General features: G+C 44.4%; 18 protein-coding genes. 8 read left to right on the top strand and 10 right to left on the bottom strand.

What is annotated here, in order from left to right; translation table 11 throughout:
* Positions 1 to 7: 7 nt before the first annotated feature.
* Complete coding sequence (iolG, locus tag OCV56_RS20065) at positions 8 to 994, top strand: inositol 2-dehydrogenase (protein WP_086712498.1); 987 nt, start codon at positions 8 to 10, stop codon at positions 992 to 994.
* A 65-nt stretch (positions 995 to 1,059) separates the two neighbouring features.
* On the opposite strand, the gene OCV56_RS20060 is transcribed toward iolG, so the two are convergent.
* From OCV56_RS20060 to OCV56_RS20045, 4 genes are all read right to left on the bottom strand, one after another.
* A complete protein-coding gene (locus OCV56_RS20060) occupies positions 1,060 to 1,893 on the bottom strand; it encodes a MurR/RpiR family transcriptional regulator (protein ID WP_086712499.1) in 834 nt (277 codons plus the stop codon).
* A gap of 345 nt (positions 1,894 to 2,238) precedes the next feature.
* Entirely contained in the window at positions 2,239 to 3,255 is a 1,017-nt protein-coding gene (locus OCV56_RS20055) for an ABC transporter permease (RefSeq protein ID WP_061038539.1), read from the bottom strand.
* Between the two features lie 38 nt (positions 3,256 to 3,293).
* Entirely contained in the window at positions 3,294 to 4,787 is a 1,494-nt protein-coding gene (locus OCV56_RS20050; protein ID WP_086712500.1) for a sugar ABC transporter ATP-binding protein, read from the bottom strand.
* A gap of 81 nt (positions 4,788 to 4,868) precedes the next feature.
* Positions 4,869 to 5,882 (bottom strand): sugar ABC transporter substrate-binding protein, encoded by a 1,014-nt coding sequence (locus tag OCV56_RS20045; RefSeq protein ID WP_061019689.1) that lies wholly within the window; start codon positions 5,880 to 5,882, stop codon positions 4,869 to 4,871.
* A gap of 657 nt (positions 5,883 to 6,539) precedes the next feature.
* Here OCV56_RS20045 and OCV56_RS20040 point away from each other — a divergent pair.
* On the top strand, positions 6,540 to 8,519 hold the full coding sequence (locus OCV56_RS20040; protein ID WP_086712501.1) for a bifunctional 5-dehydro-2-deoxygluconokinase/5-dehydro-2-deoxyphosphogluconate aldolase: 1,980 nt from the start codon (positions 6,540 to 6,542) through the stop codon (positions 8,517 to 8,519).
* 11 nt (positions 8,520 to 8,530) lie between these two features.
* Entirely contained in the window at positions 8,531 to 10,039 is a 1,509-nt protein-coding gene (locus tag OCV56_RS20035) for a CoA-acylating methylmalonate-semialdehyde dehydrogenase (protein ID WP_086712502.1), read from the top strand.
* Between the two features lie 259 nt (positions 10,040 to 10,298).
* Here OCV56_RS20035 and OCV56_RS20030 read toward each other — a convergent pair whose 3' ends face one another.
* The 3 genes from OCV56_RS20030 to OCV56_RS20020 form a co-directional block, all read right to left on the bottom strand.
* Positions 10,299 to 11,021 (bottom strand): 3-oxoacid CoA-transferase subunit B, encoded by a 723-nt coding sequence (locus OCV56_RS20030; protein WP_373960680.1) that lies wholly within the window; start codon positions 11,019 to 11,021, stop codon positions 10,299 to 10,301.
* Between the two features lie 8 nt (positions 11,022 to 11,029).
* Positions 11,030 to 11,686, bottom strand: coding sequence for a CoA transferase subunit A (locus OCV56_RS20025; protein WP_086712503.1), 657 nt, complete (start codon positions 11,684 to 11,686; stop codon positions 11,030 to 11,032).
* Between the two features lie 135 nt (positions 11,687 to 11,821).
* The gene (locus tag OCV56_RS20020; protein WP_086712504.1) at positions 11,822 to 13,030 is read right to left on the bottom strand and encodes an acetyl-CoA C-acetyltransferase; all 1,209 of its coding nucleotides are present in this window, start codon (positions 13,028 to 13,030) and stop codon (positions 11,822 to 11,824) included.
* Between the two features lie 250 nt (positions 13,031 to 13,280).
* Here OCV56_RS20020 and OCV56_RS20015 point away from each other — a divergent pair, with 250 nt between their 5' ends.
* Together OCV56_RS20015 and OCV56_RS20010 are read left to right on the top strand one after the other, a co-directional pair.
* Complete coding sequence (locus OCV56_RS20015; RefSeq protein ID WP_086712505.1) at positions 13,281 to 14,171, top strand: TIM barrel protein; 891 nt, start codon at positions 13,281 to 13,283, stop codon at positions 14,169 to 14,171.
* Positions 14,172 to 14,223: 52 nt separating this feature from the next.
* Positions 14,224 to 14,973 carry a sulfite exporter TauE/SafE family protein gene (locus OCV56_RS20010; RefSeq protein WP_086712756.1) on the top strand — a complete coding sequence of 250 codons (750 nt, stop codon included), beginning with the start codon at positions 14,224 to 14,226 and terminating at the stop codon, positions 14,971 to 14,973.
* 88 nt (positions 14,974 to 15,061) lie between these two features.
* Here OCV56_RS20010 and OCV56_RS20005 read toward each other — a convergent pair whose 3' ends face one another.
* On the bottom strand, positions 15,062 to 16,396 hold the full coding sequence (locus OCV56_RS20005; RefSeq protein ID WP_086712506.1) for an MATE family efflux transporter: 1,335 nt from the start codon (positions 16,394 to 16,396) through the stop codon (positions 15,062 to 15,064).
* Between the two features lie 319 nt (positions 16,397 to 16,715).
* Here OCV56_RS20005 and OCV56_RS20000 point away from each other — a divergent pair, with 319 nt between their 5' ends.
* The gene (locus OCV56_RS20000; RefSeq protein ID WP_086712507.1) at positions 16,716 to 17,831 is read left to right on the top strand and encodes a hypothetical protein; all 1,116 of its coding nucleotides are present in this window, start codon (positions 16,716 to 16,718) and stop codon (positions 17,829 to 17,831) included.
* A gap of 59 nt (positions 17,832 to 17,890) precedes the next feature.
* Here OCV56_RS20000 and ppsA read toward each other — a convergent pair whose 3' ends face one another.
* Positions 17,891 to 20,263 (bottom strand): phosphoenolpyruvate synthase, encoded by a 2,373-nt coding sequence (gene ppsA, locus OCV56_RS19995; RefSeq protein WP_086712508.1) that lies wholly within the window; start codon positions 20,261 to 20,263, stop codon positions 17,891 to 17,893.
* A gap of 178 nt (positions 20,264 to 20,441) precedes the next feature.
* Between ppsA and ppsR the strand changes: the two genes are divergently transcribed.
* On the top strand, positions 20,442 to 21,275 hold the full coding sequence (ppsR, locus tag OCV56_RS19990) for a posphoenolpyruvate synthetase regulatory kinase/phosphorylase PpsR (RefSeq protein ID WP_086712509.1): 834 nt from the start codon (positions 20,442 to 20,444) through the stop codon (positions 21,273 to 21,275).
* A gap of 267 nt (positions 21,276 to 21,542) precedes the next feature.
* Positions 21,543 to 23,507 carry a CHASE3 domain-containing protein gene (locus OCV56_RS19985; RefSeq protein ID WP_086712510.1) on the top strand — a complete coding sequence of 655 codons (1,965 nt, stop codon included), beginning with the start codon at positions 21,543 to 21,545 and terminating at the stop codon, positions 23,505 to 23,507.
* A gap of 199 nt (positions 23,508 to 23,706) precedes the next feature.
* On the opposite strand, the gene grxB is transcribed toward OCV56_RS19985, so the two are convergent.
* Complete coding sequence (grxB, locus tag OCV56_RS19980) at positions 23,707 to 24,339, bottom strand: glutaredoxin 2 (RefSeq protein WP_086712511.1); 633 nt, start codon at positions 24,337 to 24,339, stop codon at positions 23,707 to 23,709.
* Between the last annotated feature and the right edge of the window lie 176 nt (positions 24,340 to 24,515).

Here is a 24,515-nt window from a genome sequence, read left to right as displayed (position 1 = left end):
GGAAAGTATGTTTAACATCGCTTTATTTGGTGCGGGACGCATTGGCAAGGTTCACGCGGTTAATATTAATAACCACCCGAGAACAACCTTGTATTCTATTGTAGATCCATATGTGGAGGGCGCTAACCAACTAGCAAGCCAGTACAATGCAAAAATCCAAACAATTGAAGAGGCTATGGCTGACCCCAATATTCATGGAGTGTGTATCGGTTCTGCAACCGACACTCACGCTGATTTTATTGAGCTAGCGGCAAAGAATGGTAAGACGATCTTATGTGAAAAACCGATCGACTTAGAATTGAGCCGTGTTCGTGATTGTTTGGGCGTAATTGAACAATATCCGGTGCCAATGTTGGTTGGTTTTAATCGCCGCTTTGATCCTCAGTTTCGAAAGCTAAAAACTCAGTTAGGTGCAGGTGTGATCGGTAAAGCAGAATCGTTGCTGATCACGTCTCGTGATCCTTCGCCACCACCGGCACATTACGCTAAAGCTTCTGGTGGTATGTTTCGCGATATGAGCATCCATGATCTTGATATGGCGCGCTTTATTCTTGGAGAGGATCCAATCTCAATTACGGCACACGGTAGTTGTATGGTTGATAAAGCTATTGGTGAAGCTGGAGATATTGATACTGCTGTTATTGTTATGAACTTTCCATCGGGTGCGATTGCCACTATTTCAAACAGTCGTCGTTCTGGTTATGGCTATGATCAGCGCCTTGAGTTACATGGCGAGAAAGGCTTACTGCAAGCGGGCAACATGAAAGAGGATCTGGTTCAGCACTGGGGGGATAGTGGTTGTGTTAGTGCGAAACCGCAACACTTCTTCTTAGAGCGTTACGAACAAGCATACATCAATGAATGGGATCATTTCGTTGAGATTCTAGCGGGGGAAGCAGCGCCACTTTGCAGTGGTAAAGATGGAGAGTTTGCTCTCGTGCTTGCTGAGGCAGCTCTAGAGTCCATGCACACAGGTGCAACAGTCAAACTCTAGCCTGTGGGCTAGTCGCTTTATTCATTCGCCTGGTTTTCACTGGCTTAGCAAGGCAGAACTTAGAATTAATCGAGGGTTCTGCCTTTTTTAAATGCGAGTGATACTGCCAAAGATTGTGCAAGACATAGTGAAGCCGATTGTGAACGAAATGCATCGACGCTGGCTTCTTTTACTGTAAAACACACGTCGCTGAATGCCGACAGTGGGCTGACTTGGGTGTCGGTAATCACGATTTGTTTAGCTCCCGCTTCAGACGCTATTTCACACAGTTTGATCGTTTCTTCTGCATATGGGTTAAAGCTAATTGAGACAACTACATCGTTAGGCCCAACCATACTGACCTGCTCTTCAAACATTCCACCTAAACCATCGATAAGGAATGCTCTACATTCGATATGACGTAGTGCATATGTGAGGTATGACGCCACGCTAAAAGAGCGTCTTAGTCCAATTAGATAGATGTTATCAGCACTGGCCAGAACATCTACGGCTTGCTTTAGCTTCTCGGGAGAAGTGAGCTTGGCAAGCTGCATCATTGCATGTGAGTTGGCTTGAGCAAATTCATATAAAAGATCTTCAGGATCTTCTTGTAGACAGCCATCATTAAGCTCCTTAACTAAACGCGTACGTTGAGTGTAGCTGGTAGTTTCTTCTACAAGGTTTTGACGGAATATTTGTTTCAACTCGTTAAAACCACTAAATCCAAAAGCATTTGCAAAGCGTATTAGTGTCGACGGTGGAACATCGGCAGCCTTGGCAATGACGGCAACGGTGTCGAAGGCAATGCTGTTTGAATTTTCGAGTACGTACTGCGCGACTTGTTGTAGTCGTTTGCTCAACGTACTGTGCTGTAGGCGAATTTGGTTCTCTAGTTCGTTGAGATTCGTAGCTGCATGCATAAACAACACCCTAAGTTTAACGGCGAAGATGACCTGATGTTTTCTATATATCAGAGTAGATAGATGATGTGAAGTCGAGTTAGCTTAAATGAAATATTTATTTCATTTGGCATGACAGTTAAGAAAGAGGTAAAACAATCATTCTCTAAACAAAAAAATGCCACGAGAGTGATGAGCTTACGTGGCATGGAAAACCTCATTTGAGGACCCTACATTCAACTTTTTGTATGAGCGATTTATTAATGGTTAATACCATTGCTTAGCGCTTCTTGCGTATCACATCAGTATTCTTAATCACGATGTTAAAGTCAGCGTAAAGTGCATAGCGGCTACTCATTTACATATTTATTTGCTTTTCTTTTGGCGCTTCATATCAAAAATAACGGCTACGACAATCACTAAGCCTTTTACTACTTGTTGCCAATAGGCTGATACATTGAGTAGGTCGAGCCCGTTTTGTAGCACGCCCATAATCATGGTGCCTACGATAGTTCCTTGGATTGTTCCTATTCCGCCGGCATGTGATACCCCGCCGACAGTGGCAGCAGCGATAGCATCAAGCTCATACATGTTACCTAGGCCGGGTTGGCCCGAATTGATTCGAGCCGTCAAGATAAGAGCAGCAATACCAGCCAAAAGACCAGCGTAGACGTAGACAAGAATTTTGTATTTGGTTACGTTGATGCCTGATACGTAAGCTGCAGTTTCGTTGCCTCCTATTGCATAAGCATATTTACCAAATCTGGTGTAGTTGAGTAGCACATAGGTGAACAATGCCATAACGAGGAATATCACCACGGGCACGGGGATCCCCGCTATGTTTCCTTGTCCGATCCATTGGTATGAATCGATTAAGCTACTGATAGGGCGACCGTCTGAATAGAGCAATGCAGCCCCGCGAGCTATGATCATCATCCCTAATGTTGCAATGAACGGGGGGATACCTGTATAGGCGATTAACGCACCGTTAATCAGACCACAGAGAGCTCCCACACCTAGTGCAACCAAAATAGGGACAATAACAGGTAACTCAGGCAGGTTGGGGTACATTCTCATCCCCCAATCGAGGGTTTGAGCCGTGCTGGCTGAGACTACAGCTGCAACCGCAAGTACTGAGCCGGATGAAAGGTCAATACCGCGAGTGATGATGATGATTGTTACACCTAAGGCGAGTAGGCCGATACTGGCCATTTGAGTCATGACATTAAGTAAATTGGCAACGGTGAGAAACACCGGAGACAAAATGCTCATGACAATACACATGCCGACAAAGACGACGTAGATCGCGTACTTGGATAAAAAACGTGTTTTTTTGCCAGTTTCGGGCTGTTCTGAAGTGGCTTGAAGAAGTTTAGCTATCATAACTACTTTCCTTGATATGTTGGACTAGCTTATTGTTTTTAGTTGAACGCCAATGACATGACTTGTTGTTGTGAGGCTTCGTGACCGTCGAGCTCACCTTTAAATTGCCCATCGTGCATGACGAGAATGCGGTCGCTCATTCCAATCACCTCTGGTAACTCAGATGAGATCATGACCAAGCTTTTACCCATTCCGGTGAGCAGGCGCATCAATTTATAGATTTCAGATTTGGCGCCAACATCAATGCCTCTAGTTGGCTCGTCGAGAAAGAGAATGTCTGGTTTCGTTAACATCCAACGCGCGAGCAATACTTTTTGTTGGTTGCCACCACTTAAATTATCAATGGCTTCAGACATGCCAGGCGTTTTTACTTTGAGAGTCGAACATTGCGTTGAGCAGTCTTTTTGCATTTTTCTTACATCAAGTAGGTTAACGACTTTATTGCGATAAGCATCAAGGTGGGCGATGGAGGTGTTAGCGAAAATATCCAGCATCAAGTAAAGCCCGGAGTGACGTCGGTCTTCTGTTAGGAAGGCCATTTTGTGATTGATAGCATCGGTTGGCGTTTTGATTTCTACTTGATCGCCGTTGATCCAAATTTCACCGACATCTTTTTGTCTTACGCCAAACAGAGTTTCAATTAATTCGGTGCGCCCTGAGCCAACAAGGCCTGCGATGCCAAGAATTTCACCTTCATGCAGCTTGAAGCTGATGTCACTGAATTGCCCCTCAACAGTTAGATTTCGGACGTCTAATCTGACTTTTCCCGGTTTGGCGGTGATCGGTGGATAAACATCGCCTAAATTGCGTCCTACCATCATGTGAACGAGTTCGTCATTATTAGTCGATGAAGCTTCTCTCTCGCCAATAAAATTTCCATCTCGAAAGATTGTAATGTCATCACAGATACGGAATATTTCGTCCATTTTATGGCTGATATATACGACCGCCACTCCCTGAGATTTAAGTAGTTCTATGATCTCAAATAGGTGGTCAACTTCTTTACCTGTAAGGGCTGAAGTTGGTTCATCCATGATGATCACTTTCGAGTGATACGAAATGGCCTTTGAAATCTCGATCATCTGCATTGTGGCTACCGTGAGCTCACTCATAGGCGTTCGAGGGTCGAGTTTCAGGTCCAATTTTTCTAACAGCTTGGTAGTGTCGCTGTACATTTTTCCGTGATCGATAAGGTTGAATGGTCCTTTGGTCGGCTCTCTACCTAGCCAAATATTTTCTGCAATACTTCGGTGAAGTATTGGGGACAACTCTTGGTGGATCATCGATATTCCAGCTTCAAGGGCATCTTTAGCACCACTGAAGTTAACTGGCTGACCTTGATAATGGATGGTGCCGCTATCTCTTTGGTAAATACCAAAAAGAACTTTCATTAGGGTGGACTTACCTGCGCCGTTTTCGCCCATTAAGGCCATGACACGACCTTCTTTTAATGTGAGTTGCACATTATCAAGGGCTTTCACTCCGGGAAATGACTTTGATATTCCACGCATTTCTAGTAAGGCTTGACTCATATTTACTGCTCCGATTGAAATGATCTATGCATCGAACCTTGTTAGTGGGTTGGCACATAGATCATATGAGTGAAGAGGGCGTTAGCCTTGCTTAGCTTTGAATTCTTCTAGGTTGTCTTTGGTAACAAGCTCTGCAGGGATCCAAGTAATTTTCTCGCGTGGCTGATTTTTGATACCACTGATTGCGGCATCAATTGCGCCCCGAGCTTGGCCGCCACCATCTTGGAATACTGTGGCGTCAAGAGCGCCATTTTCAATTGCCATTAAGCCATCAGGAGTTGCATCAACGCCGACCACAATCGTGTCATCGAGTTTTCCAGCAGCACGCAGAGCTTGAATTGCACCTAGAGCCATATCATCGTTATTGGCAATAATTACATCGAGTTTATCTCCCGAATTGATCCAGTTTTCCATTACTACCATTGCTTGTGATCGTTGCCATAGAGCGGTTTGTTTACGAGTGATGTTGAAATCAGGCTTATCTTGGAAGTAATCTTCGACGCCTTCTGTACGAAGAATTGCAGCTTCAATTGTCATCATGCCCATCAGAATTCCAATGTTTCCACCTTCACTTTTATCTGCGACGTACTTAGCTTGTTCTTTACCAAATTGCAGCTCTTCAGAGCCAACGTACGCAACACCTTCAGGTAAATAAGAAGGTCGACGGTTGAGGTAAACGAGCTCAATTCCGGCGTCTAGAATCTTGTCCGTCATAGGTTGGGTCGCGTCAGTATTAACTGGCACTAAAATGATGCCGTCGACTTGTTGGATAATGAAGTTTTGAACTTGGCCAAGCTGTTTCACTGTGTCTTCCTTGGCGTCCACAAAAATGAGCTCTACGTTATCTTGCTTTTCAGCATATGCCGTCATGGAGTCTTTCATGTTTACAAGAAATGTATCGTCGAAGTTGGGAATCGCGACACCTATTGTGACGACATCACTTTTTGTCTCTTCACCACCACAGGCAACGAGGCTGAGTAAACCTATTGCAATAAACCCTGTTTTTACTCGTCTTGCTGCTGAGCTTTGGAAGATAGTGGTTTTGTGAGCAAAACGACGTATGAACTTTGAAAATGTGTTGGTTATCGATGACATGTTATGTCTCCTTGTTGTTATCACTACTTCTGCCAATTACAAGATATTTTGTGATTGTCTCTCTGAGAGTGCTTTATTTCTCCTAGAGATTTGGCAACTTTCATTCCTTTAAGTAGACGTTTTAAACTTCTACTTTATTGAAAAATATTTTTCATTTTCATCGTGAGTAACTATATATTCAGAATTTTTTTTTAGCCATTAGATATAATGCGCAATTGTTATAATTGTTACATAGATCTTGTGGTTGTTAACTTTTGTAGTGAGGTTTCTTTTGTTTAAGTTGTTGATTTTTATTGAGTTGCTTTTGTTTCTCTTATTTTTGTTATGGCTAAGTCATTGATTTTAATTGTTAAAAAAATATAGTGATTGAAATTTTTCGAATGAAAAAGTGAGTGAAAAATATTTTCTAATTTTTCCTTTATTTCTGAGGTTAAAGTCTACTTTTGCGATTTAATGTAAACTCGATCACTTTAATGAACTATATGTTTCGCTTTTCTTTGATTTTGGAATTTTTATTTCATATAAAGGGGGAGTTCAGTCTACAGGTGAGATTTATTTCTATGGCTGAGTTTGAGTTTGCAGAGGTGACAGAGTTTCCTCTTTGTAAGCGATGAAGCTGAATATAAGCGAACCAATTTGTCTACAAGGAATGGGATTATGCAGATAGAAGATAAAACACTGGATTTGATTTGTTTGGGGAGAGTGGCGGTTGACCTCTATGGGCAACAAATTGGTTCGCGATTAGAATCTATGGGGTCATTTTCGAAATATTTAGGAGGGTCGTCGGGCAATGTTGCTTATGGAACAGCAAGGCTTGGATTAAAGTCGTCAATGCTTGCTCGTATTGGTGATGAGCATATGGGGAGGTTTGTTCGCGAGGAGTTGCAATCTGTAGGGGTTGATACTCGCCATCTCATCACCGACCGCGAACGCTTAACAGCTTTAGTATTGTTAGGCATAAAAGATGAAGAGACGTTTCCATTAATTTTCTATCGTGATAATTGTGCCGATATGGCGCTCAGTGTGGATGATATTTCAGAATCTTACATAGCTTCAGCACGCTGCTTAGCGGTTACAGGTACTCATCTTTCAAATCCGAAGACCCGAGGGGCGGTATTACTCGCCTTAAAATATGCTCGCAAGCACGGAGTTAAAACTGCGTTGGATATCGACTACCGGCCTGTTCTTTGGGGGCTAACTAGTCTTGGTGATGGCGAAACTCGCTATATCGATTCAGCTGAGGTTACGTATCAACTTCAGAAAGTGTTACCGCTTTTTGACCTTATTGTTGGTACTGAAGAGGAATTCCATATTGCTGGTGGCTCCACAAATACAGTTGCGGCTTTAAGGTCGGTTCGAACTGTTAGCCAGGCTGAACTCGTGTGCAAAAGAGGCGCGTTGGGTAGTTCTGTTTTTGCTAGCGATGTACCAGATTCACTGGATGAGGGTATCACTGTAGAAGGCGTTAAAGTGGATGTTCTTAATGTACTTGGTGCGGGGGATGCCTTTATGTCTGGCCTGTTACGAGGTTACCTCAATGATGAAAGCTGGGAGAAAGCTTGCGCTTATGCCAACGCGTGTGGTGCGTTAGTGGTTTCACGCCATGGCTGCGCGCCTGCTATGCCTACTAAAGAAGAGTTAGATAACTATTTAGCTCGTGCCCAAGACGTTCTGCGACCGGATCAAGACAGTCAACTAAACCATTTGCACCGAGTTACTACACGTCAAACTCAGTGGGATGAATTATGTGTTTTGGCATTCGATCACCGTAGCCAGTTTGAACAGATGGCGAAAGATGTTGGCGCAGGTCTTGACCGTATTTCGATACTGAAGCAGTTGATCTATAAGGCGTCACTAGATGTGAGCCAAGAAGAGAATCTGTCTAGACAGTTTGGCTTGCTTTGTGATGGTACTTTTGGTCAGCCAGTCCTTAATTCTGCAACCGGTACAGGTACTTGGATTGGTAGACCGGTAGAAGAACCTGGGTCTAGACCTTTGCAATTAGAGCATGGAGACATCGGCAGTCAGTTGAGAACTTGGCCACTTGAGCATGTCGTAAAGTGTTTGGTTTTTTGCCACCCGGACGATGACATTGCTTTACGTCTATCACAAGAAAAGACAGTTAAAGAAGTCTACGATGCGTGTTGCCAATCGGGACACGAATTGCTGCTAGAGGTTATTTTACCTAAGGAAATGACGTTGGGGGATGGGCAGTACCTTACGTTGATGAATCAGTTCTATTCTATTGGTGTTAAACCTGACTGGTGGAAATTACCGCCGCTTTCTGAATTATCCTGGAAACAAGTGGAGTTGTTGGTACAAGACAACGACCCACATTGTCGAGGCATATTGATTCTTGGGCTGGATGCACCATTAGATGAGGTGCAAGCTGGATTTAATGCTGCAGCAAACTGTTCGCTGGTAAAAGGCTTTGCGGTTGGGCGAACAATATTTGGATTGCCATCCAGTTTGTGGCTAGCGAATGACATAAATGATCAGGAGCTCATTGCTCAAATCAAGTCGAACTATTCGAGCTTGGTGAGAGCATGGCAACAGCGCAATTTATCTACATCTTGTCAGTCATCTTCACAGTCTCGTCTTAAATCACAAGGCGCACCTTCATTGATTTCCAACTAAAGGACCCAGTTATGAAAACCGTATTTAATTTTATTAATGGTGAAATAAGCGAATATCAAACGGAACGTGTTGCTCCGATCTTTGACCCAGCAACAGGTCAGCAAACAAAGCAAGTTGTATTAAGTAATGAAGAACAAACGGCACAAGCTATTGAGTCCGCTCAACAGGCTCATCTAGGTTGGGCTAAAACATCACCATTGAAACGTGCCCGTGTGATGTTTGCATTTAAAGCCTTAGTTGAGGCTAATCTTGACCGTTTAGCGCGCCTGATCTCTAGTGAGCATGGGAAGATCTATTCAGATGCCATTGGGGAGTTAGCTCGAGGGCTCGAAGTGGTTGAGTTTGCTTGTGGTATCCCACACCTACAAAAAGGTGAGCACTCATCTAATGTTGGCACTGGCATAGATAGTCATTCATTAATGCAGCCATTGGGCGTTTGCGTTGGCATCACACCATTTAATTTCCCTGCAATGGTTCCTATGTGGATGTTCCCTGTAGCACTGGCTACGGGTAATACATTTGTTTTGAAACCGTCTGAAAAAGATCCGTCGCTGGCCCTCGAGCTGGCGTTGTTACTTAAAGATGCAGGACTACCAAATGGCGTCTTCAATGTGGTGAATGGTGATAAACAAGCTGTGGATGTATTGCTTACCGATGAACGTGTACAAGCGGTAAGCTTTGTTGGTTCTACACCGATTGCCGAGTACATCTATACCACGGCTTCTGCTCATGGTAAGCGTTGCCAAGCGTTGGGTGGTGCAAAAAACCACTGCTTAGTGATGCCAGATGCTGACCTAGATATGACCTCTCAAGCCATCATGGGAGCCGCATATGGCGCGGCGGGAGAACGCTGTATGGCATTATCTGTGGTAGTGGTTGTCGGGGATCAAACGGCCGATCATTTAACCGATAAATTACAAACGCAGATACAGTCCATGCGAGTCGGTCCTGGGGTTGTGGAAGGACAGGAAAACGATATGGGCCCTGTTATTTCTGCGGCTCATCAACAAAAAATCTGTGACTATATCTCAGAGGGAGAGCTGCAAGGTGCTTCACTTCTGGTTGATGGACGCTTGCTTGAGGTGGATGGCCACAAAGAGGGGTATTTTGTAGGGCCGACTTTGTTTGACCACGTCTCTCCTGAAATGACAATTTACAAAGATGAAATCTTTGGTCCAGTGTTGGTGATTGTGAGGGTGCCCAATTACGCAACGGGTTTAGACTTAATTAACCGACACGAGTATGGCAATGGTACGGCAATTTTTACTCGAGATGGAGAGGCTGCGCGCCAGTTTCAAGAAGAGGTGTTGGCTGGGATGGTGGGTATCAATGTTCCTCTTCCTGTACCAATGGCATTTCATAGTTTTGGTGGGTGGAAACGTTCGATCTTTGGGCCTTTAAATATGCACGGTAATGATGGGGTTCGTTTTTATACAAGAATGAAAACCGTCACGAGTCGCTGGCCTGCCAGCGTGCGATTGGAAGAGCACACCAGCAGCTTTAATTTTCCGACGATGTAGTAGGAGTTATTATTTTAGATAGTTTCCCAACAAGCAGTAGCCATTTAGGTTACTGCTTTTTTCGCTAGAAGAGGAAAGTACGCAGTTACCGCATTAGATGGTACGTTTATTTAATCGAAGGGATCGGTGCATTTCAATAGACAATCTTGGTGCAGCCGTGAACACAATAAATGCCCATGCTGTTTCAGCATGGGCGAATATGACGTGGAGCAGCCATTACACATAAAGGCGTAGTAACATGATTTACTATTTAGAAAACCTAATGTTTTGGAAGTGGCATAATGTTGAGAGGGGTTGGGATGATCAAGGTCGCTTCTGTTGCTTGTTGCACTTCTTCTGGTGTGTAGCCTGGGGCTATTTCCGTTAATATCATTTGGGAGTCATGAATGGATATGACGCCCATCTCTGTGACGACCATGTCGACCTGATTAAGTGCGGTTAATGGCAGAGAGCAGGTTTTAAGAAGCTTGTGTTTACCTTTCGCCGTATGCTCCATTGAGACGATGACTTTTTTCGCACCTACGACTAGATCCATAGCACCTCCCATACCCGGAACCATTTTCCCTGGGATAATCCAGTTAGCAAGGTTACCTTGCTCATCGACTTGTAGTGCTCCGAGAACCGTTACGTCGACATGACCACCACGAATAATGGTGAAGGAGTCGGCACTGTTAAAATAACTAGCGCCTTTGGTTGCGGTAATCGGTTGTCCACCTGCATTGACTAAGTCTGCGTCCGTATTGCTGTCGTCAGCAATAGCATCAATACCGAGTAATCCATTTTCAGATTGCAGTATGAGTTCGACTTCCGAGTCAATTTCATTTGCAACCAAAGATGGCATGCCGATCCCCAAATTCACGACGTCGCCGTCATGCAGTTCTTGAGCCACTCTCCAAGCAATATTTCGGCGAATTACTGCCTTATCGGTAATCTTGCTTGCCAAAGGCGCATCGCCATAAACAGGTTGAGGTTTACAAATAATATCCGTCACTATTTTGCTTCCTTTTGATAGACGTGATCTACATATAGACCTGGGGTATGTACTGATTCTGGTTCGATATCGCCAACTGGAACAAGTGTTTCAGCTTCAACAATCACGAGGTCGGCAGCAGTCGCCATTAATGGATTGAAGTTTTGAGTGGTTTTTTTGTAAAACACATTTCCTTTGGTATCGACAACTGAACCGCGTATAAAAGCGAGGTCCGCACGCAGAGGTTTCTCTAGTAAATAATCTTTCCCATCAATATTGATAACTTGTTTACCCTCAGCCACCATCGTGCCAAGGCCTGTTGGGGTGAGAATACCGCCAAGTCCAGCGCCTCCTGCGCGAATACGCTCGGCTAATGTACCTTGTGGTACCAGTTCAACATCTAGCTCTTGATTGTTCATTTGGTTCCCCGTTTCTGGGTTGGTACCAATGTGAGAGGCATAGAGTTTTTTAATGAGTTTTGCTGCAATAAGTCGACCGGAACCGGTGGTTTGATTCCCGGTATCGGTCGAAATTAGTGTGATGTTTTGGATGTTGTGCTCGAGTAGTAGGTCGATAAGGCCCTCTGGTGCGCCATTTGCCATAAAGCCGCCAATCATGATAGTCATTCCATCATGTAATTTTCCCGCAATCTCGTTGGCAGTAATTTTTTTTCTCATAATTCGCCCCTATACAGAGTTGGCTCATTGCCTTGTCTAACTTAATTTTTTGGTATGACGGCTAATATAATTTTGACGCCGTCATTCTAGTCATTCTTTACTTGGTCGTGTTCTACTTTGTCGTATAGTACTTAGCTACGAGCAGCGTTTGATGATCACGGCAGTACCCATACCTCCACCGATACATAAAGATGCTAAGCCATAGTCTTGTTGTTTTCGCTCTAGTTGATAGGCCAAGCTGACAAGAATACGGATCCCGGACGCACCAAGAGGGTGACCTAAGGCAATAGCACCGCCGTTGTGGTTTGTGCGCTCTAGGATCCAGCTTTGATCAACGTTGTGATGCTCAGCGAGCTGCTTTGTAACGCCGATAGCTTGAGCAGCAAAGGCTTCATTAAGCTCGAAATACTCGATGTCTTGAAGTGAAAGATCAGACTTTTCCAGTACATTAGCGATAGCTGGAACGGGGCCCAACCCCATAACGTCCGGAGACAACCCAGCTTGAGCGTAGTTGACGATTTCTGCCATTGGCTTTAGCTGGTATCGCTCTACGGCTGATTTAGATGCTAGGATGACCGCGGCTGCACCATCATTAATCCCTGAGGCATTTCCCGCTGTAACAGTGCCGTCTTTTTTAAAAGCAGGACGTAAACGGGCAAGGCTTTCTGATGTGCTATCAGTTTTTGGGTATTCATCAAGTTCCACGGTATGTTGTTTGCGACGCACCGATACTTCTATTGGTTCAATTTCGCTCCTAAAACCGTGGCTCTCCAGTGCACTTGCTGCGTTTAACTGACTTTTGAGTGCAAACGCATCTTGTTCTTCTCGCGAAATAGACAAGGATTCTGCAATGTTTTCTGCTGTGATACCCATGTGATATTGATTAAACGCATCGGTTAAACCATCGGTAATGATGCTGTCTTCTAACGCAATATTTCCCATACGAACGCCACTTCTAACTTTGTGCGTTTGTAGAAATGGGGCTTGAGACATGCTCTCCATTCCGCAGGCAACAACGATCTCAGCATCACCCGCTTTGATATGACTTGCCGCATCCATGACTGTTTTCATCCCACTTCCACAGATCATATTGAGTGTGTATGCGGGGACCGTTTCTGGAATACCGGCTTGAATTGAGGCTTGGCGTCCCGGTCCCATTCCAATACCAGCACTGAGCACATTACCGACTATCACTTCATCAATAAGCGTCGGGTCGATATGACATTGACTGATTGCACCTTTAATTGCAGCTGCGCCTAGTGTGGGTGCAGAAACTGAAGATAGTGCGCCGTTGAAGCTGCCAATTGGTGTACGTTTCGCTGCAACAATGTAGATAGGTTCCATCGTAATATCCTGTATCAAGGTAAAGCTGAGTTAACAATTCAATGAGGTGCTGAGAGTTCGTAAATACACAAAACGCAGCGTGCGGTTATTTTTTGTTGGTAGATTCATTCTAAAGGCACTTAGAAAGAGGTGTTATAGCTGTTGGTAGAAACGCGGTTTGCATAAATGCAACATGAGGCTGCAAGTAATTGGCGTATATTACTTGAGCGTTATTGCAGCGTATTAACGCTAAACCGAATGGAGAATGGTCATGAATAGCTTAATTGCGTGCGCACCTTGCTGTTGGGGCGTTGAGTCTGCCACTAACGTCCATAATCCATCATGGAATACCGTCATCGTGGAAAGTAAAACTGCTGGATATCAAGGAATAGAGCTTGGCCCGTTTGGCTATATGCCTCTAGAGGGGGAGTTGGTTAGTACGGAGACTAGAGATAATGGTTTAGTGATCTGTGCAGGTACACTTTTTGAGCCACTTTCCTCTTTAGAGCATAAAGAGGACATATTGGACAGAGCACATGATTTGTGCTCGATGCTTCAACGCATTGGCAGTGAAAAACTGGTCGTGATTGATTGTGTAAATGATGTGCGTAGTGCATACGCTGGGTTGAGTGACGAAGCTCCGAGGTTAAGCGACGAACTTTGGGACATAATGATGCAAACTATTCGTGAGATTGCTGTTATTGCGAGGCATTATGATATTCGTCCTGTCGTTCATCCTCATGCGGGTGGCTACATAGAGTACCGTGATGAAATTGACCGAATGTTGGCCGATTTGACGAGTGAAGAGATCGGGCTCTGTTTGGACACTGGTCATCTGTATTATGCCGGTATGGATCCAGCGAAAAGCCTAATTGAGTACGCATCTCGATTAGAGTATGTTCATTTCAAGGATATCAATGAGGCCGTGTTTTCCGATGTTATCGAAAGTAAGGTAGGTTTTTGGACTGCTTGCGAACAAGGAGTGATGTGTCCTATCGGTGAAGGTGTGATCAATTATGCTGAAGTTCAGTTGGCTATTAATCAAATCGGTTATTCAGACTGGATCACTATTGAACAAGAACGTGATCCCCAAAATTCTGCTGGAACTTTAGCTGATATTAAACGCAGTCGATTGTTTTTAAAGCAAAAAGGGTTTGGTTAATGGTAAGGAAGGGCAAAGCTAAAGTAGCCTTCGTCAACAAATGGTAGAGCTCATGCCTATTGTAACCGAACTTTGGTTTTACGTGACTGCGATTCCCGCCGTGTTGATTTATGGAATTGGAAAGGGGGGGTTAGGCGGTGCGTTAGGTATTATCGCTGTTCCCCTCATGGCTATGACCATTGCACCTTCTCAAGCTGCCGCCATCTTATTGCCAATATTGTGTGTAATGGATGGGTTTGCGGTAAAACATCATTATCGTAATGCTGATTATTCAGTCATTAAGAATATGCTTCCGGGGGCAGTTTTTGGCGTTATCTTGGCAGGGTTGTTTCTGAGTATCACACCTGAGGCTGGATTGAAGTTACTCATTGGTCTTCTTTCCCTGCTGTTTTGCGGTCAGTATTTACTCTTGGGTGTAGATGAGAAAAAAGCTGGTGGAAAAATAAGTGCATGGTTTTGGAGTACGTTGAGTGGTTTTTCTAGCACTGCGATTCACGCGGGCGGTGGACCAGCCAGTATTTACATGTTGCCATTGAAGCTAGATAAAGTTGTTTTGGTAGCGACCATGGCCGTATTGTTTGGCTTAGTCAACTTAGCCAAGCTTGTTCCTTATGCTGCATTAGGTGAATTTGACACGACCAATATGATGACGGCATTGATTCTGATGCCTTTAGCTCCTGTTGGGGTTAAGCTAGGAGTGTGGTTGTTGCATCGCGTCAATCAAATATGGGTGTATCGATTGTGCTATCTGTTTCTCTTCATCTCGGGAGTGAAATTGACCATTGATGGTTTAAATCTTTGAGCGTTTATCGTGTTCTATAGACCCCGAGTAATGTAAAAAAGCAGCCTTTAAATCGGCTGCTTTTTTGATTGATGAGTTCCTAATCTGCCTATTTGGCAAGCTTAGCTTCAACTTGGCCTAAAGCGCGTTGGTACATGAACCATGCACACGTTCCGGCAAACACATTACCTACCATGGCCCCCCAGAACAGGCCTTCAATTCCGGCAAGATGAGAGCCAATCCATAAACAAGGTAAGAAGAAAGCGAACAGACGCAATGCTGAAATCGTTAATGCGGTATAAGACTTACCTAGGGCGTTCGAAACCGACACCATTAACATACAGATACCCAAAGGCCCTAAGCTGATTGGCACGATCAGTAGGTGGTAATTAAGAATCGTTGATACTTCGTTGTCACTGCTCATGAGGTTCGCCAACCCGCCAGAAAATAACCAAGTCACCAGTGCGATGACCAGTTGGAAACCTAACACGAAGGTCACGGCAATCTTCACAAGACTACGTATGTTGCCAAGGTTCTTTTCACCCAACATGCGACCAATCATAGGTGGCATCGACATCGTCAGTGCTAATACAGCCACAATAGAGAAAAATTCAAAGCGAGAACCCAACGCCCAAGCTGCCACGGCTGCAGTGCCATAACCCGCAAGCAGCTTAGTCGCTAACATGGAAGAGACTGGCGGCAGCAGTTGGCTTATCATCGCAGGGCCCATGATGTTACCGATTGATCGAACACTCTTGCCTATATCAAGGTCGTTCCAATCGAATGTCATCCAATGCTTCTTGGTCACTTTTGGAGCCACGATAAAGATGCCTGCGCCGAACGCCAAGATCGTCGCAATCGCTGCACCGTTGATGCCCATGTCGAGCGTAAAGATGAAGATTGGGTCCAATATCAAGTTGATGATACTGGTCGCTATCATCATTGAGCCGGGTAGCATGGTATTACCGTTGGCACGACACACACTGTAGAAGAAGTAGAGCAGAGCACCTGTCCAAGAGCTGACTAGCCAATAGATCCAGTAAGAATCAATGATCGGTAATACCGTCGGTGGCGCATCCAACAACTGTAAAATAGGCCCACGTAATAGATAGATGATGACGGAGAAAAGCGCGACACTCATGCTGCCCATCGCAACCACCAATCCACCTAGCTGCTTGGCGTAGCGTATTTCGTTAGCACCAATTGCACGAGCAATGACTGCTGTAGTCGCAATGCCTAACCCGACTTGAATACCGATGATGATCATCTGGATTGGCAGAGTGAAACCTTGAACAGCAAGCGGCAGTACGCCCAGTTGACCAATGAAGGCACTGTCTACAAGTTGGAAGCTCATTAGGGAAAGCACTCCGAACAGCATTGGCCATGTCATGGTATAGAGTTGTCGGCCAAGTGAAGGCGTGGGAGTTGCGGTAGTAGAATTCATATTAATCTTTTTGGTCTTGAAGGTAGACTCACAGCGGTAACGTCGAGCTGTGAAGAATTGTGTAAAGGATAACGTAAGGCCAGCACGATACCAATCATTGTTACCGGATCTCGGTAGATTCCTTAACCCTGCGGTTGATAGAATTGGCGCATTTTGTACTGTGACTTTATGGAAGTACCTCTCAAACCTTATTTATTTTATAGGGTTATCCTTCCTGGTTAATGTAATTATCAAATCCATAAACTAATATCGTTATAGGAAAATGGATAGTGCATCCGACAGTACAGAATGAACTGCATATTGGAGAGGGAACTAAGATATGCCGACCACAGAAGAAATTCAGATTAGCCAAGAGCAAGTTAGGAAGAATAAGGCTAAGGTGCTCGCCAAGATAAACCAGCAAGGCATCATGTCTCAGGGCTTTCGATTGGTTAACGTCAAAGACTACCAACAGAAACTACAAGCACTGAAGCAGAAGGTGGAAAACTTCGATTACCTGAATGCAGCGAATAAAAAGCAAGACCAGGTGATTCTCGACATTATGACGCAGAAAGAGAAGATCCATAACTATCTGGATGAAACATCAAGCCAGAAGTTAGCAAATGGGAACCTCGATTTTGGTTCTCGAAATCAGGTAGCTAATGCCACGCTCAAGAAGAAGCAGCTCTTCATGATGTTTATGGAGACCGTTGAAGCACAAGAGGCGCTGAGAGAGTTTGCTGTGAAAGTTGCTTCGGTCTGTAACGGGACACTCAAACAGCCTCCCGGTGCTTATTTAGGCGTAAAAGATTTCCATGGTGCGCTAGATAAGATCACCAATCGTAAACGTCATTACGACATTGGTGATCTGAAAGATGCAGCCCGTATGACCATCGTATTCGAAACGATGGAAGATATGATCATAGCCAAAGCGATGATCATCCTGACCAAAGAGTTTGTAGAGCTGAAACATCACCAGTCTGCGATGAAAGATCGCTACGGCACCAGCCAAGGCGACAACGCTAAGTTCAACTGTGGTGCAACTGACGCTGGCTACAAAGACATTAAGTTCTTCTTAAAAATGGCCAACGGACACATTGGTGAGCTGCAACTCAATACCAAGAACATGATGGTGGCTAAGAAGAACGGTCACATTATTTATGACATCCTTCGAGACGGAGGAAACCTTGATAAAGCATTTACCATTACCAATAGCGAAGTGCTTGCCAAGATAAGCCGTAACATGAGTGAAAAGTGGTTCACCTTTATGAATACTCGCGTGCCAAAAGCGAGAGATGATTTGCAGGCAGTTCAACAACTCGTTAACCGTCTAAGAGCGAACCTAGGAAGAGGGCAGAACTCACTTCAAGTCAGCATGGAAGAGATAACCATACTGTCTCGCGTCAGCCTCTATATCTACGAGCAGGGCGATAATGCGAGAGCTTTATTGGAGTAGGTGGAAATAAAAAAGCCAGTCGCAATGACTGGCTTTATTCGTATCTCGATTAGAGAAGGTTACTTGCTAGTAACGTTGCCTAGTTTCAACCATGTATCGATAACCGTATCTGGGTTTAGGGATACAGAGCTGATGCCTTGCTCCATTAACCATTCCGCTAGGTCATCATGGTCAGATGGACCTTGACCACAAATGCCCACGTACTTACCCGCTTTGGTTGCCGCGTCGATAGCCATTTTCAGCATCGCTTTCACAGCAGGATTACGCTCGTCGAATAAGTGCGCAACGTCACCTGAATCTCGGTCTAGGCCAAGTGTCAGCTGTGTCATGTCGTTCGAACCAATAGAGAAGCCATCGAAGTACTTCAAGAACTCTTCAGCCAGAATTGCATTCGATGGTAGCTCACACATCATGATGACTTTCAGGCCTTGGTCACCACGGCGAAGGTCGAACTTAGCCAGAATATCGATAACCGATGCCGCTTCGCTTGGAGTACGAACGAATGGGATCATGATTTCAACGTTCTTAAGCCCCATCTCGTTGCGAACGCGTTTGATCGCTTGAGTTTCTAGCTCGAAACAGTCTTCAAATACAGGTGAGATGTAACGAGATGCGCCACGGAAGCCCAGCATTGGGTTCTCTTCATGTGGTTCAAACGTTTTGCCGCCGACTAGGTTGCTGTACTCGTTCGACTTAAAGTCAGACATACGCACGATCACACGCTTAGGCCAGAATGCAGATGCGATAGTCGCGATGCCTTCTGTCAGTTTGCTTACGTAGAAGTCGATTGGATCTTTGTAGCCGCGAATACGTTCGCTGATTTCTGCTTTTAGCTCATCAGTTTGTGCATCGAAGTTCAATAGGGCTTTCGGGTGAATACCGATCATCTTGTTGATGATGAACTCTAATCGAGCAAGGCCAACACCTTCGTTTGGAATCTGTGCGAAGTCGAAGGCGCGATCTGGGTTACCCACGTTCATCATTACTTTGGTTGGCAGCATTGGTAGCTCATCAACCTCAGAACGCTTGATTTCAAAGTCGAGTTCACCTTGGTAAACGTAGCCAGTTTCACCTTCAGAACATGACACTGTCACGGTGTCACCATCGTTTAGGTTGCTTGTCGCTGTACCACAGCCAACGATTGCAGGAATACCGAGCTCACGAGCGATGATTGCTGCGTGACAAGTACGGCCGCCACGGTTAGTGACAATCGCAGAGGCTTTCTTCATTACAGGTTCCCAGTCTGGGTCTGTCATGTCGGTTACCAGCACATCGCCTTCTTGAACCAGTGACATTTGGTCCAGTGAGTCAACCAAACGAACAGGGCCAGAACCGATACGTTGACCGATAGCACGGCCTTCAACTAAGACATCAGCCTTGTTGTTTAGCTCGTAACGCTCGATAACGTTTTGGTCGCTTTGAGAACATACCGTCTCTGGGCGAGCTTGAACGATGTAAAGCTTGCCGTCGATACCATCTTTTGCCCACTCAATATCCATCGGACGTTGGTAGTGCTTCTCGATGATCATCGCTTGTTTTGCTAGTTCTTTGATCTCTTCATCGTTCAGCGAGAACTCGTTACGCTCTTGAGTATCGGTGTCGATAATATCAACTTGCTTGCCGATCTCTTGGTTGGTTGAGTAGATCATCTTGATCAACTTAGAACCAAACGTCTTCTTAACGATAGGGTAGTGACCCGCTTCTAGCATTGGCTTATGAACGTAGAACTCATCTGGGTTCACAGCGCCCTGTACAACCATTTCACCTAGACCCCAAGAAGAAGTGATGAACACGACTTGGTCGAAGCCAGACTCAGTATCAAGCGTAAACATCACACCAGAAGAGGCTTTGTCTGAGCGAACCATGCGTTGGATACCTGCAGACAATGAAATGCCGCGGTGATCAAAGCCTTGGTGTACGCGGTAAGAGATAGCGCGGTCGTTAAATAGCGACGCATAAACGTGCTTGGTTGCTTCTAGTACAGCGTCGATGCCTTTCACGTTAAGGAAGGTCTCTTGCTGGCCTGCGAAAGAAGCGTCTGGAAGGTCTTCTGCGGTTGCAGATGAACGCACAGCTACAGACAATTCTTCGTTGTCTTCAATCAGCTCGCGGTAGTTATCACGGATGTCTTGCTCTAGTGATTCTGGGAAGGGGGCATCTAGAACCCATTGTCGAATCGTTGCACCTGTCTTACGCAGTGCGTCAACGTCTTCAACATCAAGTTCATCAAGTAGTTGGTGAATGCGTTCATCAAGACCTTTGTAATCAAGAAAGTCGTTAAACGCATAAGAAGTGGTAGCAAAACCATTAGGTACAGAAACACCAGCATTGGACAGGTTAGAAACCATCTCGCCCAGTGAGGCGTTCTTACCGCCGACTTTGTCGACATCTTCCATGGATAGGCCATTGAACCATAGGGTATTATTTTGCATTTATTTCTCCAGAAACATAGCAAGCATTGTAGGGATTTAAAGGCAAACGATTACGTGTCAGTTTAAAAAAATGTAAATTATTTTTTAAAGCTGTGGGGGACGTAATAGTCAGCAGGGTTTCGTTATATATATTATGGTTCCCATCCTACTCAAAATAATTTTAAACATTAAATAAAAAATGCAAATTGATATTCAAAGTCGTGATGTATTCTATGTTTCTGATGGAACGGCCATAACATGTGAGACTTTAGGGCATGTTGTTCTAGGTCAATTCCCTTTCAAAGCCAATGAAAAAACCTTCCCGTTTGTGGAAAGTGAGGACAAACTTTCTGATTTATTAAAAGAGATTGAAATTTCGTATCGTGATACCGGGTTAGAACCGTTAGTGTTCTTTTCGATTGTGATACCTGACATCAAAGCGAAATTGCTTCAAGCGCCAGCGCACTGTTATGACGTGTTGGAAAGCATCGTGCAGAAAGTACAGGATGACATTCAGATGGCTCCGGTGCCTAAACTGCAACGCTCACGCAGTGTAAATAAGGACTCGGTGAAGTATTTCGACCGTATTGCTGCGATTGAGTACACACTTGCCCACGATGATGGCATCACGCTGAAAGGGTTGGAAGAAGCCGACATCATCTTGTTGGGTGTTTCTCGAAGCGGTAAGACGCCGACAAGCTTGTATATGGCGATGCAGTTTGGTCTACGTGTAGCGAACTACCCATTCATCCATGATGATTTAGCGCGCTTGAAGCTACTGCCTGAGTTTGAGATTTACCGACACAAGCTGTTCGGCTTAACCATTGATGCCGAAAGGCTGACTGAGATCCGTGAGAACCGTTTAGCGGGCAGTGAATACGCGAGTGATTCGCAATGTTTGTATGAGCTACAAACAGTAGAGGCGATGTTCCGCCGAGAAGCGATACCTTACATCAACACGTCTTCATTATCGGTTGAAGAAATTTCAACGCGAATCTTAGAGCGAACTGGCTTGAGACGCCGGCTGCTTTAGCGTGTTATCGACGATACCTAAATTGTGATTTCATTGCGCCTGTTACAAGGAGCAGTGAAGTCGCTTTTTCTGTTATTCATATCTGCTATATCCAACCTTCCCTCTCTCGTTGTTAGCTCTTTCCCCTAAAATACTTATGAAAAAATAGCTTATTTCTTTGCCTATTTACCGGATGTGTACCTATTGTTTAGAGAACGGTTAACTAAATAACCGATAATTATTACAAATACATACGTCAGTTCATCAACAGGTTAGGGAAAACAGTTTATGAATATATCAGAGCTTACTATTCGCAGTAGGTTACTTTTCGGTAATGTCATCACGGTCAGCATTTTAGTTACGCTGTGCGTCGTCGTGTGGAATTCGATTAAAACGTTGAATAGTACCGATGCAATGGTTACGCATACCTACCAGGTGATTGATCAATCCAATCGCTTAGTTAATTCGATGGTCGACCAAGAGACAGGCTTGCGAGGTTATGCGATCGGTGGCCAGGAAGAGTATCTAGAACCTTACCATGCAGGTAAGCAGGCTTTTGAAGATAGCTTATCGACAGTAAAAATGCTCACTAGTGACAATCCTGCTCAACAACAACGATTTGATGAAGTAAATCGAGCAGCTATGGAGTGGCAGAAGTATGCTCAAGAAGTTATTGTTTTACGTAAGAGTATCCATGATGGACAGGCTTACGTTAACCAACTCCAAGCATTGATCGCAAGTGATGTCGGTAAAGAGAAAATGGATAACCTGCGAGCTGAGATTGCTACAGGGCGCTACCTAAATGGCGAGGCTCTTATTAATCACATGGTAAACATGGAAACAGGTTTACGTGGCTTTATGCTAAATCGTGAAGAAGCTTTTTTAGAACCTTACCATCAAGGCAAATCGAAAGTTGATAAGCAGCTAGCGTCTATGGGGAATAGCCAACTATCGCGTGATATTCAATCATGGATTGACGATTATGCATCGAGCGCGATTACATTGGTGCGTGAATCCAACCGATTTAGTTCCATTGATGAACTTTACGTTAAGCTTGCCAAAAAGCAGGGCAAGCAATATATGGATGGCTTGCGTAATAAAGTGGCTGAAATCATTAACGTCGAGCAAGTACTCATGGTTGAAAGAAAAGAGGCAGCAAGCTTAGCCTCCGATTTAGCTCTGATGGTACTCGTTGTTGGTGGTGTATCTTCAGTCGTATTCTGTTTCGGTTTCGGTGCTTTGATCTCTCGAAATATCACCTCACAGATAAACTACGTTATCGGTGTCGCTAAGCAACTAGCGAAAGGGGATCTCACCGTAAATATTGAAAAAGGTGCGAAAAATGAAATTGGAGAGTTAACCAACGCGTTGAAAGCAACCGCAGAAAGCTTAAAAACAATCATTGGCAACATGATGGTTGCAAGTGAGCGATTGAGTAGTTCATCAACTCAGCTCACCAATATTACGGTGGCTACGAATAGCGGTGCAAATGAGCAAATGTTGATGACAGATCAAGTTGCTGTTGCGATGAACCAGATGTCTATATCCGTTCAAGAAGTCGCAAGAAATGCTGTTGATACTGCTCAATCAGCAAGTGAAGCGAGTGAGGAAGCGATGCAAGGTTTGACCGTAGTGCATGAGACAACGATGAGCATTAATTCTTTGGAGTCTGAGATCGAAAGCACGATGGATCGTCTTGAAGATCTTTCCCGTGAAGCCACCAATATTGGCGGTATTCTTGATGTGATATTAGATATTGCCGCTCAAACTAACTTGCTTGCATTAAATGCAGCTATTGAGGCTGCGAGAGCGGGAGAGCAAGGAAAAGGCTTTGCTGTTGTCGCTGATGAAGTGCGAAGTCTTGCTCAACGAACACAAGATTCGACCTCTGAGATACAAGGCTTAATTGAGCGCTTACAGCTTGGGACGAAAGATGTAGTGAACAGCATGCAGAAAAGCAGTGATATTGCCAAGAAGAGTGTAGAGAATGCTGAGAAATCAGGGCAAGCTTTTGATGTTATTACTCGTTCCATTAATAGTATCTCTGATATGAGTACGCAGAGTGCCAGTGCCTCAGAAGAGCAGAGTGTCACGGTAGAACAGATTAATCAGAATGTAGTGAATGTTAGCCGTATTACTAAAGAGAGCGTTGTGGGTGCTGAACAAACGGTAGAGTCGAGCCAAGAACTAGTGAACTTATCGGAACAACTTCAGAACATTGTTGGTCAATTTAAAGTGAAGAATGTCAGCTGAGAAAACCGTGAAGGAGCTAGAGTGTTTAAACCAGCACAAGAAGTGAAATATCCAGCATTTACTCAATGATATGAGGTGACTTCACTTCACTCACTTTCAGAAAGGAAAAAGCAGCCTTGATGCATGTTTGTATCGAGGCTGCCTTGTTTCTAGCGTGTACTTTAGTCTCTAAGCTACTATTTCATCTTAGCTGAGACGACTAACGCAGTAGGCTGATATCGAACACTTTGCTTTTGTTCTCCATCCAGCGGTTCAAGTCATTTGGCCACTCAATTGTCGCCTCTGCGTAGAAGCCACGAAGCATCGAGAAATACACTGCTTGGTCGATAAGAGGCAGTGATGACTCACCATTCTCTAGATCCAGTAAGAGCTCGGCATCTTTCAGTAATGGGTTAATCAGTTGAACGAACTGAGGTGTCTTTTCTAAGAGCTCTTGAAAGTTAAAACCTTCAGTCTCTTTACTGGCACGCCAAGCTTCTTTGGCTCCTGGAGAGCGATATTCAGCCAAGTCGAGGTTCCACCAGCGTGGGCGTCCAATTTGTTGAGTTAGCGGGAATGCGCGAGCTTGGAATACAGTGACTTGCTCTGATGGCACACGCTGCTCATCGCTTGATTTCAAATCCAAGAAGTACGCAATGATATCTAAGCTCTCAGCCATGATAGAACCGTCGTCTTTTTGTAACACTGGCACCATCTTTTTACCGATCAAATCGATAAGGGTTTGGGCATCATCATAATCCACTGAAACAAGTTCGATGTTTAAGCCTAGAGATTGAGCGATGTAGGCTACTCGTGCGCAGAAAGGGCAGTGGTCGTAAATATAAAGCTTCATAGCTTCCCTTAGTTCAGGTAATTACAAATATAAGATGATGCTAATGTACCAGAAAGTCTTGCGAATACTAAGCTTCAATAGATGCTAAGTCTCTATAAACGTTAAGCATCAATAAACCGTAGGCATTAACAAACAATAAGTACTTGATGCAAATAGTCTTTGATTCATTCTATTGT

This window comes from Vibrio gigantis (genome assembly GCF_024347515.1).
Lineage (GTDB): Bacteria > Pseudomonadota > Gammaproteobacteria > Enterobacterales > Vibrionaceae > Vibrio > Vibrio gigantis.
This window is presented reverse-complemented; position numbering and strand designations above follow the sequence as displayed.

Coding starts and splice junctions, on each gene's coding strand:
- iolG (WP_086712498.1), top strand. CDS start 8: ATGTTTAACATCGCTTTATTTGGTGCGGGACGCATTGGCAAGGTTCAC.
- OCV56_RS20060 (WP_086712499.1), bottom strand. CDS start 1,893: ATGCATGCAGCTACGAATCTCAACGAACTAGAGAACCAAATTCGCCTA.
- OCV56_RS20055 (WP_061038539.1), bottom strand. CDS start 3,255: ATGATAGCTAAACTTCTTCAAGCCACTTCAGAACAGCCCGAAACTGGC.
- OCV56_RS20050 (WP_086712500.1), bottom strand. CDS start 4,787: ATGAGTCAAGCCTTACTAGAAATGCGTGGAATATCAAAGTCATTTCCC.
- OCV56_RS20045 (WP_061019689.1), bottom strand. CDS start 5,882: ATGTCATCGATAACCAACACATTTTCAAAGTTCATACGTCGTTTTGCT.
- OCV56_RS20040 (WP_086712501.1), top strand. CDS start 6,540: ATGCAGATAGAAGATAAAACACTGGATTTGATTTGTTTGGGGAGAGTG.
- OCV56_RS20035 (WP_086712502.1), top strand. CDS start 8,531: ATGAAAACCGTATTTAATTTTATTAATGGTGAAATAAGCGAATATCAA.
- OCV56_RS20025 (WP_086712503.1), bottom strand. CDS start 11,686: ATGAGAAAAAAAATTACTGCCAACGAGATTGCGGGAAAATTACATGAT.
- OCV56_RS20020 (WP_086712504.1), bottom strand. CDS start 13,030: ATGGAACCTATCTACATTGTTGCAGCGAAACGTACACCAATTGGCAGC.
- OCV56_RS20015 (WP_086712505.1), top strand. CDS start 13,281: ATGAATAGCTTAATTGCGTGCGCACCTTGCTGTTGGGGCGTTGAGTCT.
- OCV56_RS20010 (WP_086712756.1), top strand. CDS start 14,224: ATGCCTATTGTAACCGAACTTTGGTTTTACGTGACTGCGATTCCCGCC.
- OCV56_RS20005 (WP_086712506.1), bottom strand. CDS start 16,396: ATGAATTCTACTACCGCAACTCCCACGCCTTCACTTGGCCGACAACTC.
- OCV56_RS20000 (WP_086712507.1), top strand. CDS start 16,716: ATGCCGACCACAGAAGAAATTCAGATTAGCCAAGAGCAAGTTAGGAAG.
- ppsA (WP_086712508.1), bottom strand. CDS start 20,263: ATGCAAAATAATACCCTATGGTTCAATGGCCTATCCATGGAAGATGTC.
- ppsR (WP_086712509.1), top strand. CDS start 20,442: ATGCAAATTGATATTCAAAGTCGTGATGTATTCTATGTTTCTGATGGA.
- OCV56_RS19985 (WP_086712510.1), top strand. CDS start 21,543: ATGAATATATCAGAGCTTACTATTCGCAGTAGGTTACTTTTCGGTAAT.
- grxB (WP_086712511.1), bottom strand. CDS start 24,339: ATGAAGCTTTATATTTACGACCACTGCCCTTTCTGCGCACGAGTAGCC.